At 63.8% G+C, this 11,456-nt stretch carries 10 protein-coding genes and 1 pseudogene; all 11 read right to left on the bottom strand.

Translation table 11 applies throughout. The annotated features are described in order from the left end of the window. Positions 1-259 precede the first annotated feature (259 nt). Complete coding sequence (locus tag IM737_RS15030) at positions 260-562, bottom strand: GIY-YIG nuclease family protein (protein ID WP_236895127.1); 303 nt, start codon at positions 560-562, stop codon at positions 260-262. Between the two features lie 645 nt (positions 563-1,207). Continuing rightward, entirely contained in the window at positions 1,208-1,627 is a 420-nt protein-coding gene (gene tsaE, locus IM737_RS15025; RefSeq protein ID WP_236895125.1) for a tRNA (adenosine(37)-N6)-threonylcarbamoyltransferase complex ATPase subunit type 1 TsaE, read from the bottom strand. Positions 1,628-1,773: 146 nt separating this feature from the next. Continuing rightward, positions 1,774-4,170, bottom strand: coding sequence for a sensor histidine kinase (locus tag IM737_RS15020; protein ID WP_236895116.1), 2,397 nt, complete (start codon positions 4,168-4,170; stop codon positions 1,774-1,776). 502 nt (positions 4,171-4,672) lie between these two features. Then, positions 4,673-6,076 (bottom strand): adenosylhomocysteinase, encoded by a 1,404-nt coding sequence (gene ahcY / locus IM737_RS15015; RefSeq protein ID WP_236895113.1) that lies wholly within the window; start codon positions 6,074-6,076, stop codon positions 4,673-4,675. Between the two features lie 93 nt (positions 6,077-6,169). Continuing rightward, entirely contained in the window at positions 6,170-6,673 is a 504-nt protein-coding gene (locus IM737_RS15010) for a DUF2937 family protein (RefSeq protein WP_236895110.1), read from the bottom strand. A gap of 101 nt (positions 6,674-6,774) precedes the next feature. Then, positions 6,775-7,286: pseudogene (locus tag IM737_RS15005) on the bottom strand (GrpB family protein). A gap of 17 nt (positions 7,287-7,303) precedes the next feature. Next, positions 7,304-7,612 (bottom strand): HPr family phosphocarrier protein, encoded by a 309-nt coding sequence (locus IM737_RS15000; protein ID WP_236895107.1) that lies wholly within the window; start codon positions 7,610-7,612, stop codon positions 7,304-7,306. A gap of 57 nt (positions 7,613-7,669) precedes the next feature. Further along, positions 7,670-8,071 carry a PTS sugar transporter subunit IIA gene (locus tag IM737_RS14995; RefSeq protein WP_236895104.1) on the bottom strand — a complete coding sequence of 134 codons (402 nt, stop codon included), beginning with the start codon at positions 8,069-8,071 and terminating at the stop codon, positions 7,670-7,672. A 178-nt stretch (positions 8,072-8,249) separates the two neighbouring features. After that, complete coding sequence (locus tag IM737_RS14990; protein ID WP_236895100.1) at positions 8,250-8,708, bottom strand: HPr kinase/phosphorylase; 459 nt, start codon at positions 8,706-8,708, stop codon at positions 8,250-8,252. Between the two features lie 9 nt (positions 8,709-8,717). Continuing rightward, the gene (locus IM737_RS14985; protein ID WP_236895096.1) at positions 8,718-10,535 is read right to left on the bottom strand and encodes a sensor histidine kinase; all 1,818 of its coding nucleotides are present in this window, start codon (positions 10,533-10,535) and stop codon (positions 8,718-8,720) included. A 9-nt stretch (positions 10,536-10,544) separates the two neighbouring features. After that, positions 10,545-11,261, bottom strand: coding sequence for a response regulator transcription factor (locus IM737_RS14980; RefSeq protein WP_092179285.1), 717 nt, complete (start codon positions 11,259-11,261; stop codon positions 10,545-10,547). Positions 11,262-11,456: the final 195 nt, after the last annotated feature.

Genomic DNA, 11,456 nt, shown 5'->3' with positions numbered 1-11,456 from the left:
CATCGTGGGCGGAACGGACGCGGCTAAAGCCCCGCTCGTGCGACACATCCCGCCAGGTCGGGTTCTTTCCCTCGATCCAGTCCCGCCGCCAGTCCACAATGCGCGTCTCGCGTGTGGCACTGCGCCCTCAACCCCCACCGGGTCATTCCGGCGCAGGCCGGAATCCAGGTCCGTGGCGCGCCGCCACATCCAGCGCATGGATAGCCCACCGCATGGATTCCGGCCTGCGCCGGAATGACATCGCGGGTGGGGACAGCGTCTAGAACCAGTCCTCAATCTCATGCGACAAATCCCGCCAGGTCGGGTTCTTCTCCTCGATCAGGCGGACTTTCCAGTCGCGGTGCCACTCCTTGATGCGCTTCTCGCGCTGGATGGCGGACAACGGGCGGTCATGCACCTCGTACCAGACCAGCCGCGTGACCTTGTGGCGGGCGGTGAAGCTTTTGGGATCGACGTGGTTCTTGTGCTGCCAAATACGGCCGGCCGGGTTGCCGGTGACACCGGTATAGACCGTGCCGCCCTTCATGCTCGCCATGATGTAGACGATGAAGACCTTCCCCATGGGTCAAGGAAAGCATGGTGGCACCGCGCCCTCAACCCCCAACGGGTCATTCCGGCGCAGGCCGGAATCCATGTTCGTGGCGCGCCGCGACATCCAGCGTGAGGGGCGGTCACCGCATGGATTCCGGCCTTCGCCGGAATGACATCGTGGATGGGTGCGGTCGTGCTTAGCCACCTGGCCCCGGCATCGTGGCTCTCGACACCCCCTCCCAACCTCCCCCATCAAGGGGGAGGTGCCGTCCTGTGGGTTGGACTGGATCGCGCCAAACGAGTGGAGCGGACACCTCCCCCTTGATGGGGGAGGAAGGTGGGGGTGGGGCCACGCGCTCAAAACCCCGACTTATCCCCCTTATCCTCGCCTCCCAAACCTCCAGCATAATCCCCCCATCACCCCACTCGGCGGCCTGCAGGCGAACAGTGGTGGGGTGAGCCGGGTGGGGGCTTTGCCTCTCCCACAGGTTCGGGCCCGGGCGGAAGCGTGTGCGCGACCCCCCATGCCGTTCCAAAAACCGGCACCCCGAGATGGCTTCCGTCTCACTACTAAAAATACCTAGAGGCGAAAGCCGTCTCGGGGTCCGCTCGCTGCCCGCTTGGGCATGCATCCAATGTGACAACCGCAATCCAGGCGGCGCCTTGGCACGTCCGGTCAGCGCCGCGTCAGCGTAACCGTCCGTCCTTCGCCGCCGGGCGGGATGGCCAGTTCAACCACCAGCGTCGCCGCCGCCACCAGTTCGGGCGAGCGCGCCGCCCATTCGACCAGTACGATGGCGTCGGGATTGTCGAGCAGCCCCAGCTCATCCACCTCGCGCGGATCGCCCAGCCGGTAGAGATCGGCATGCAGCACCGGTCCAACAGGCGTGTCATAGGGCTGCACCAGCGCAAAGGTCGGCGAGGGCACTTCCAAGGCGGGATCACCGGCCAGGCTGCGGATGATCGCCCGGGCCAAAGCCGTCTTCCCGGCCCCCAGATCGCCCTCGAGCAGCACGATATCCCCGGGGGCCAGTTCTGCGGCTAGACTGGCGCCGAGGGCTGCGGTGGCGGCATCGTCGGGGAGGAGGGTTTGCAAGAGTGTTCGTCCATCTGGTCGCCCCACCAACTACCACAGCGTCATTCCCGCGGAAGCGAGAATCCATTCGTCGCCACGGCATTTGCAGGAGTGGATTCCCGCCTTCGCGGGAATGACGTGGTGGACAGCGAAGACCTAAGGAAACCTTACTCCGCCACACCGGCCATGGCGCTGTCGCGCGGCAGGTTGACGATGATCTTGCTGCCGCGCGGTTCGCGCTTTTCGGCCGAGATGGTGCCACCATGGAGGTTGACGAAGGTCTTGACGATGGCCAGCCCCAGGCCGGCCCCGCGCTGGCGGCCGCTGCCGCCGGGATTGTCGAGTCGGGTCAGGATGGCCGATTTCATTTCGTCGGTGAGGCCGGGGCCCTCGTCCTCGATGACGAACAGCATGCGATCGGCGCGGTGCATGATCGAGAGCCGGATTTCCCCGCCGGGCGGCGAGAAGCGGGCGGCGTTGGACAGCAGGTTATACAGCACCTGCACGATGCGCGTGCCATCGGCGATGAAGGGCGGCAGGTGGTCATCGATATCGACCACCAGATTGATCGGCTTCTCGCCCGAGATTTCGGGGAAGGTGGCCGAAAGGCCGGCGCGGGCCTTGTCGACCAGGTTCTGCACGTCGAGCAGTTCGGGCCGTAATTCGGCAATGCCGGCATCGACCGAGGCCAGGTCGAGGATGTTGTCGATCAGCACGCCCAGCGTGACGGAGGAGGCGCGGATATAGTCGATATAGGCGGCCTGCCGGTCATTGAGCGCGCCGCCCTCATTGGCCAGCAGGTCGGCAAAGCCGATGATGTTGGTCAGCGGTGAGCGCAGTTCGTAGGAGACGTTTTCGACGAAGGCGTCCTTGAGCACATCGGCCGCCACCAGCGCGTCGTTGCGCTCCTTGAGCACCTTGGAATAGCCGGCGCTCTCGGTGACATCGAGGAAGGTCATCATGGTCTGCCCATCGGGCAAACGGGTGATGGCATAATCGAGCAGGCGATTGTCGGAGCGGTTGATGCGGCCGGTCTGGTCGGAGCGGGTGGGGTTGAGATCGATGATGCCGCGTTTCAGATCGCGCCAGATGCTGGCGCCGTCCTCGGGAATGGCGCGGCCGGAGGCCTCGGCGATCTGGTCGATATGGGGGTTTTGCCCCAGCTCGTTCATCGGCAGCTTCCACAGCGCCGAGAGGCGCGGATTGGATAGGGTCAGCCGGCCATTGGTGCCAAACACGGCCACGGCCTCGGAGAGCGCGTTGATGGTTTCGCGCTGCACATTGGAGAAGGCCTTGTTGGTGCTCTCGAGCTTGAGCCGCTCGGTGATGTCCTCGAAGACATAGATCACCCCGCCGCTCGATCCGGCCGGCGCCGAGATCACCTTGATGGTGCGGCCATCGGGCAGGTGCCAGGGGTCGTTCTCATGCGGATCCTTGCGGGCATAGGACTTGAGATGCTCGCTGCGCCAGGTCTGGTAATCGACCTGATTGGGCAACATGCCCTCGGTGCGCAGCTTGTCGAGAATGGCGCGCTCGTCGAGGCCCAGGGTGAGGAACTTGGTGTCGAGGTGCCAGAGATTGGCATAGGCCTGGTTGAACTGCACCAGCTCGCGCTTGGCATTGAAGATGGCGATGGGCGTCGCCAGCGTATCGATGATGCCGCTGATATGGGCGATGCCCGGCTCGACGGGCCTCGCGGCCTGGTCTTCCACCGGACGCAAAAGGCCGGCGCGGCCACCCGCGACGGGGAATTCCACCAATTCGAAGGCCCCGGCGGCGCGCCAGGCGACCGACAGCGTCGCCGGCTTATCCCCCGCGGCGCAGGCGGCCATATGCTGCTTGAGCTGGGCCGGCTCGAGCAGTTCGGGGGGCGCGGTTTCGCTGCCCGTCTTGCCGATCGAGCGGGCCAATTGCAGGTAGGGCCCGTTGGCATAGATCAGCCGGTTCTCGGCATCGCGGGCAAAGGCAGGCTTGGTCAGCGTGGCGAGCACGGCGCGGACGCTGGTCATGTCGCCATCGGCGGCAGCCGCCACCAGGTTGGGTTCGGCACTCGGCTGCAGGAAAGCGGGGCGCAGGCGCATCGCGGCGCCGCCACCGAGCACCCAGCCATTGGCCCGGATCACCCGGCCGTCGAGCGCATTGAGGCTGATGCCGAAGGCATGGCCATGTACGCGCAGATCTTCGAGCAGACGGGCGAGCCGGTCGGCGTCGCCGTCTTTCAGCCAGCTTTGAAAATTGAGCACGCTTTCAGGCTGTCGCCCGATCGGCAGCACCGAGGCGGCCTGCCCGAGCAGCTTGGGCGCGCCATTGCCGTTCTCGGTCCACAACACGGTCACTTCGCGCGTCCCGGAAAGCAGCGCCTCGTATTCATCGACCAGGGCACGCAGCCCGGCGATCTGTTCGGAGGCCCTGCGCCGGGCGGCCTTGCCGTCGGACAGCATGGTACGGACCACGGCCATGGCGAGAAGCGCGAAGCAGCCCGCGCCAACAGCGATGGCGAGAGGAGCCGCACCGGCGAAGCTGGTCGTCTGGATGCCCTGGGCGAGGGCGGGGACCGCCGTCATCAGGGTAAGAGGGGCTGCACCAGCAAGTGCGAATCCCCAATGCTTCCGGAACCGATCCGGCGCCATGCGCGGCCCTCTAGGTCAAATTGATGTCGTTGCCAGCCCGACGCCCCAAAGCGTCGGTTACGCCTGCACTTGAGGAGCCGGCCTACGCGACCCCACAGGATCTTGCCGCCTCCGACCGGTTGCGTGTCCCCCAGCAACCGAATCACCATGACCATACCGGCGTGGGGAATCGCCTAAAAGAGTCTTAATGGCTGTGCATTATGGGCAAAGGCGCGATATCGGGGATTGACCGGGAACGAAGCAGCAACTTCAAAGCGGCCGCCTTTGGCGGCGAAATCGCTCCCGCGGAGCGATTTCAGCTGAGAAGGCCGTGAGGGCTACGCCCGAATGGCACGAAGCCTAAATGCTGTGCGCCGTGCGCACCCCCTTCACCCGCCACAAACAGCAGCGCCCGCAGCAAGAGGCAGCGGGCGCCGGAGGTCAATTCAATCCAGGCCTAGTACCGGTATTCGCCCGACTTGAACGGCCCGTTCTGGGTGACGCCGATATAGTCGGCCTGATCCTTGGTGAGCTTGGTCAGCTTGGCGCCCAACTTGGCCAGGTGCAGTTCGGCGACCTTTTCGTCGAGATGCTTGGGCAGCACGTGCACCTTCTTTTCGAGCTTTTCGCCATTGGTCCACAGTTCGATCTGGGCCAGCGTCTGGTTGGAGAACGAGGCCGACATCACAAAGCTCGGATGGCCGGTGGCATTGCCCAGGTTCACCAAGCGCCCTTCGGAGAGCAGGATCAGGCGCTTGCCGTCGGGCTTTTCGACCAGGTCGACCTGCGGCTTGACGTTGGTCCACTTGAAGTTGCGGAGCGCCGCGACCTGGATCTCGTTGTCGAAGTGGCCGATATTGCAGACGATGGCCATATCCTTGAGGTTGCGCATGTCGTCGAGCGTCAGCACATCCTTGTTGCCGGTGGCGGTGACGACGATGTCGGCGCGTGGCGCGGCGTCTTCCAGCGTCACGACTTCGAAGCCTTCCATGGCGGCCTGCAGGGCGCAGATCGGGTCGACTTCGGTCACCAGCACGCGGGCGCCGGCGCCGCGCAGGGACTCGGCCGAGCCCTTGCCGACGTCGCCATAGCCGCAGACCACGGCAACCTTGCCGGCCATCATCACGTCGGTGCCGCGACGGATCGCGTCAACCAGCGATTCACGGGTGCCGTATTTGTTGTCGAACTTGGACTTGGTCACCGAGTCATTGACGTTGATGGCCGGGAACGGCAGTTCGCCCTTGGCGTGCAGCTGATAGAGGCGCATGACGCCCGTGGTGGTCTCTTCCGACACGCCGCGAATGGCGGCACGGATGGCGGAGAAGAAACCGGGCGTCTTGGCCAGGCGGCGCTTGATGGTCGCGTGGAAGATTTCCTCTTCCTCGTTGCCTGGCGTACCCAGGGCAGCAACATCCTTTTCGGCCTTGGCGCCGTTGAGGATGTACATAGTCGCGTCGCCGCCATCGTCGAGGATCATGTTGGGGGTGAGGCCATTGCCCCAGTCCATCATGCGGTCAGTGAAGTCCCAGTATTCTTCCAGCGTCTCGCCCTTGTGGGCGAAAACCGGGATGCCGGCAGCGGCGATGGCGGCAGCGGCGTGATCCTGGGTCGAGAAGATATTGCAGCTGACCCAGCGCACTTCGGCACCGAGCGCGACCAGCGTCTCGATCAGCACGGCGGTCTGGATGGTCATGTGCAGCGAGCCGGCGATGCGGGCGCCCTTGAGCGGCTGGGCCGCGGCATATTCCTCGCGGATGGCCATCAGGCCGGGCATTTCGATCTGGGCGATCTCGATTTCCTTGCGGCCGAAATCGGCGAGGGAAATGTCCTTGACCGCATAGTCGGTCGATTTGGTGCTCATCTGGGGGCTCCGGAGCGAAAACAGTTGCGTGCCTCTGCTATACGCAAGGGCGCGTCCGCAATCAACTGGGATATAAAGAAAGGTTTATATCCCCTAACGATAGGCCGGATAGCGCTTCCTGAATGGCATGGCGGCAAACCGCCAAAGACCCGACAGGATCAGGTAGCCCAGGATGAAACCACCACCAGCATAGAGGATGCCTTCGACGCTGAAGGGCACGGCCCACACGTAGTTCTCCAGGGTCCGCTGGCCGATATCGGTATCGACATAGTCCGGCAACGACTGGAGACGCTCGACGGGCCCGGCATCCTGGATGCGGGTCAGGGCGGCGTTCAATTCTTCCAACCTGCGGAAATTCTCCGCTTCGCGTAGCTCCTGGCCAGCGGCGAAAGTATCGGTTGCCGTACGAAAGCTCTCCAGAGCCTGTTGACGCGTTAGGCCGGCCGCCTCTGCCTCACGATCAAATCGCTGCGTAACTGTACGCAACTCGTCCACCGCCCCACCAAGGCGCTGGGTATATTGCTGGGCATATTCGGGGAACTGGCTGAGCACCACCGCCAGTCCCAACCCGCCGATACCGGCAATCATACGCCGCATGGTTTGAGTCTCTCCGCCTGTGAGATCAATGTGGGAGATGGCGGGACGTTCCGCAATCGGGATTGTGCGTGTGACGCGCTGCCGGCAGCGACACCCAAAAATCAGGTGTTCCAGAATGGCTGCCGTTGAGGCCCGCCCGCCGCCTGCACAACGGCGTCGATGAACGCATCCTTGCCCTTTGTATAGGCCTCGCGATCACCGGCATGGCGGAGCGCCAATTCATGCTTGAGAGCGGCGTAGTCTTTCCGGATGCCGGAATCGGCGCGCAACTGATCGCGAAACAGCAGGTGCCGCTGCACGTCGTACCGGTCCGTGTGGACATGAAGGTGATGCGTGCGCTCGCCGTCGTCGCCATGACGGCGCATGAACAGCCGCGCGGGGCTTGAGACGTCGGGGCGGAATTCGTAGCCAGCCCGCTCAAGTTCCGGGAGGGCAGCGTGGATTGGCGCCATCTCAGCAACCAGCACAAGGATGTCGATGACCGGCTTTGCCACAGGCCCGGCACCGACGTCGAGCCGAAATGCTCGATAAGCAGCGGGGGCACCGGCAGCAGGCTCAGCAGTTCATCGCGAGCCTGCGCATAGGTCTCGGCCCAAGCCGAGTCGAATGCCACAAGCACGATGGCATCCTTCACCCCGCCGTCCCCTCGACGTCCTCGTCAAACCCGTTATTCACCAGCTCGACGATGGCCTCCAGCGCCTCGCGCGCCTGTTTGCCGCTCGCTTGCACCAAAATCGTCGAACCCGGCCCGGCCCCAAGCATCATCAGGCCCATGATGGAGTTGCCGGCGACGGACGTGCCATCCTTGATGACGTTAACGGTGGCGTCAAAGCATTCGGCGGTGCGCACGAAACGGGCCGAGGCGCGGGCGTGCAGGCCCTTGCGGTTGACGATGGTCAGTTGTTGAGCAACGGCCCGACCGGCCCCTGCCCCGTCCATCACAGACGTCCCCGCATGGCCGTGTCCGAAAACCGCGTTGCACCTTTCGGGGCCATGCTAACCAGCACCCAGGATCGAGTTGGCCACCGTGATGTATTTCCGCCCGGCCTCCTGGGCCAGGTTCACCGCATCGCGGATGTTCATGTCGCCGCGCACGCGGCCCAACTTGACCAGCATGGGCAAGTTGACGCCGGCGATCACTTCCACGGCGCGGTTCTGCATCACCGAAATGGCGAGATTGGACGGCGTGCCGCCGAACATATCGGTGAGGATAATCACGCCACTGCCATCGTCGGCCTTGTCGATGGCGGCGAGAATGTCGTTGCGGCGGCTTTCCATGTTGTCATCGGGACCGATGGCGATCGTCTCGCAATGATCCTGTGGGCCGACAACATGTTCGAGCGCCGACTTGAACTCATTGGCAAGCGCGCCATGCGTCACCAGAACCAGACCAATCATGCAACGTCCCCAGCCTGCCGAGATGCGCCCGCGACGGGGCGCCGACGGCATTCCAGATTTTCATGCCCCCTGCCTGCGCAGTATCCATCGGGAACGTTGCGCAAAGCTGAACCCGGCCAAAAAGGACGAGCATGGGACAGTCTTGTCCCCAAATGGACACGATTCAAGTGGTTTTTTGTCACGGCTTGGGGAGGGCGGAAATAGCCTCGACCACCAGCAGGATCTGATGCCCCAGGCTGATGACACTGCCATAGGGCACCGGCGCGCGTGCCACCGACATGCCGGCCAGTTCAGTGGTGAACTCTTCTTCCTCGAGCATGCGTACCATATCAGGGACAAGGTCGATCACCAGATCGAGGGTCACCAGGTCCTTGTGCGGCCGGCTGATTATGCCGCGGCCGCGCAATTCGATGAGGCCCGCCAGCTTGGCCGGCGCCTGCATGCTGAGCTGCCGCCCGGTCACGGCCAGGTCGACGCGGTCATCGGAAACCAGGAAGGCCGGAAGGCCGCGATTTTCCCAGCGATCGAGCAGCGACAGCGCCAGCACCGACTTGCCGGCGCCGGACGGGCCGCGCAACAACACACCGGTCGAACCCAATAACAGACCCGTGCCATGCACGTTTTTTGGCTTGCTCATGCCGCCAATCTATTTGCGGGCACGGGGCAACACAATCGTAAATACCGCTCCGGAACGATCCTCGCGGTTGTGGGCCCGGATGGTGCCCTTGTGCGCATCGACGATCTGCTTGCTGATCGACAGGCCCAGTCCGGAATGATCGCCAAACTGCTCGGTGTCCGGGCGATCGGTATAGAATCGCTGGAAGATCTTGCCGAAATCGCCCGCAATGCCGCGCCCTTCGTCGGTCACGACAACGGTGATGTCGTCCACGTCGGTCGACACCGCCACCTTCACCACGCCGCCTTCCGGCGAGAAGCTGACGGCATTATCGATCAGGTTGGCGAAGACCTGCGCGAGGCGATTCTCATGGCCATTGACGATGGCTGCGCCCTTGCCTGATCGCTTGACCAGTTCGACGGTGACACCCCGTCCCAGCGCCATGTCCTTCTGGATCGACACCATCGCCTCGGCGAGCTTCTCGACGTCAACGCGTTCCGAATTTTCACGCGCCAGTTCGGCGTCGAGGCGGCTGGCACTGGAAATGTCGGTAATCAGCCGATCGAGCCGCTTCACGTCGTGCTGGATGATGGCGTTGAGCCGGTCCTTGTCCTCTTGCCGCTTGGCCAGTGGCAGGGTTTCGACGGCCGAGCGCAGCGAGGTCAGCGGGTTCTTGAGCTCATGCGCTACGTCGGCGGCAAAGCGCTCGATGGCCTCGATGCGGTTATAGAGCCCATCGGTCATGCGGCGGAAGGCGCCGCTCAAATGGCCGATCTCATCGGGCCGATCGCTGAAATCGGGGATTTCGGCGCGGGCATTGCCGGCTGTCTGCACCCGTTCGGCCGCCGCCGACAGCCGCCGCATTGGTCCGGCAATGGTGCCGGCCAGGGCCAGCGACAGGGCGATCTGCACCACCGCCGCGATCATGGCGATGCGCAGAATGCCCCAGCGCTCCTGCGCCACGATGGAATCGATATCGCCCGGCGCCGTCGACAGCAGGATGGCGCCCACCACGGCGCGCACGCGCTGCACCGGCACCGCCACCGACACGACCAACTGGTTCTGCGCATCGACACGGACGAAATCGGCCGGCGCGCCTTGCAGGGCCGACGCCACTTCGGGATAGCGGCTGCCTTCGTCGACGCCATATTCCTGGTACTTGGGGAAATTGTCGCCCGGCACCCAGCTCAGCAGCGCGTTCCACCAGTCCCAGAGGAAGAAGTCGTCGTCCGACTTGGTGGCGATGATCTGCCGCATCACCTCGCCGCGGGCATAGATGTTGTCGCTATCAAGGATCATCAGCCCGCCCTGGTCGTAGATGCGGGCGCGAGTACGCGTGGGCGTGATCAGGTTGCGCAGCAGCGGCGCCACGCGTTCCGGATTGATGGGGAATTCCAGCGACGGATCGAAATAGGACAGCGAGGACACCGTACCATCGCCCTGCAATTCGAGCAGGCGGTCCGGGTTCACAGAGATCACGTCGCTATCGACCGTGGCCGAGGCGGCCACCGCGGCGGCGATGATTTCGCCCTGCACGCGCAGCGATTGCACGCGGGCATCGATCAGGCCGGCGCGCCACTGGTTGAGGTAGAGTATCCCCACCACCAACACCAGCAGGCCCGCCATGTTGAGCACGATGATGCGGCGGGTCAGGCTCGAAAAAATGGTGAAGTCGAGAAAGCGGCTGATGGCACTGGCGAGCTTGCCGAACGGCGCGATCAGCAGCCGCCATGGATTGCGCCGCCGTGTCCGACCCGGTTGGGCATCGTCCGGCACAGGTTTATCCGGTGCGCGCCATTCGGACGTCGCATCGGGCTTGGATTCTAGCTCCGGATCGAGAATGGCCACTTGTTGTGCTTATTGCTCCTTGAAGCGATAGCCGACGCCATACAGCGTCTCGATCATCTCGAAGTCGTCGTCGGTCGCCTTGAACTTCTTGCGCAGCCGCTTGATGTGGCTGTCGATGGTGCGATCGTCGACATAGACTTGGTCGTCATACGCCGCATCCATCAAGGCATTGCGCGACTTGACCACGCCGGGCCGCAAAGCGAGTGCCTGCAGGATCAGGAATTCGGTGACGGTCAGGGTGACACGCTGGCCCTTCCAGGTGCAGGTGTGGCGCTCTTCGTCCATCACCAGCGAGCCGCGCTCGATCAGCGCCTTGCCGGTGCCGGGTTCGCCTGGAGCGCCGGCAGGAGCGGAGGGATCGCGCGGCGCCGAGCGGCGCAGGATCGCCTTGACCCGCTCGACCAGCAGGCGCTGGCTGAACGGCTTGGTGATGAAATCATCGGCTCCCATCTTGAGGCCGAACAGTTCGTCGATCTCTTCGTCCTTGGACGTCAGGAAGATCACCGGCACATCGGATTTCTGCCGCAGGCGGCGCAGCAGTTCCATGCCGTCCATGCGCGGCATCTTGATGTCGAGGATAGCCAGGTCAGGCTTGTCGGTCGTCAGGCCTTCGAGCCCGGAGGCACCATCGGTATAGGTGGCGACCTGATATCCCTCGGCCTCCAGCGTCAGCGAGACGGACGTCAGGATATTGCGGTCGTCATCGACGAGGGCGATCTTGGGCATGAGCTGCCTTTCTTGTTCGGACGCTTTCAAACACGCGGCGACATTTGGCTGTGGTGAGTTTCGCGTCAGGGCGAGTCGAAAACGACGGCTTTCGAGAACCGCAGCGCAGCGTACGTTTTGTACGTGAGCAGCGGAAGCGCAGAAAGCTGGCGTTTGCAGACCGCCATCACGCGAATATCGCCACAGCCGAGGCCG

This window comes from Devosia sp. SL43 (assembly GCF_021729885.1).
Classification (GTDB): domain Bacteria; phylum Pseudomonadota; class Alphaproteobacteria; order Rhizobiales; family Devosiaceae; genus Devosia.
The sequence above is the reverse complement of the archived record's forward strand: the minus strand, read 5'-3'. Positions and strand labels throughout refer to the sequence as shown.

Coding starts and splice junctions, on each gene's coding strand:
- IM737_RS14990 (WP_236895100.1), bottom strand. CDS start 8,708: ATGAGCAAGCCAAAAAACGTGCATGGCACGGGTCTGTTATTGGGTTCG.
- IM737_RS15010 (WP_236895110.1), bottom strand. CDS start 6,673: ATGCGGCGTATGATTGCCGGTATCGGCGGGTTGGGACTGGCGGTGGTG.
- IM737_RS15000 (WP_236895107.1), bottom strand. CDS start 7,612: ATGGACGGGGCAGGGGCCGGTCGGGCCGTTGCTCAACAACTGACCATC.
- IM737_RS14995 (WP_236895104.1), bottom strand. CDS start 8,071: ATGATTGGTCTGGTTCTGGTGACGCATGGCGCGCTTGCCAATGAGTTC.
- IM737_RS15020 (WP_236895116.1), bottom strand. CDS start 4,170: ATGACGGCGGTCCCCGCCCTCGCCCAGGGCATCCAGACGACCAGCTTC.
- ahcY (WP_236895113.1), bottom strand. CDS start 6,076: ATGAGCACCAAATCGACCGACTATGCGGTCAAGGACATTTCCCTCGCC.
- IM737_RS15030 (WP_236895127.1), bottom strand. CDS start 562: ATGGGGAAGGTCTTCATCGTCTACATCATGGCGAGCATGAAGGGCGGC.
- IM737_RS14980 (WP_092179285.1), bottom strand. CDS start 11,261: ATGCCCAAGATCGCCCTCGTCGATGACGACCGCAATATCCTGACGTCC.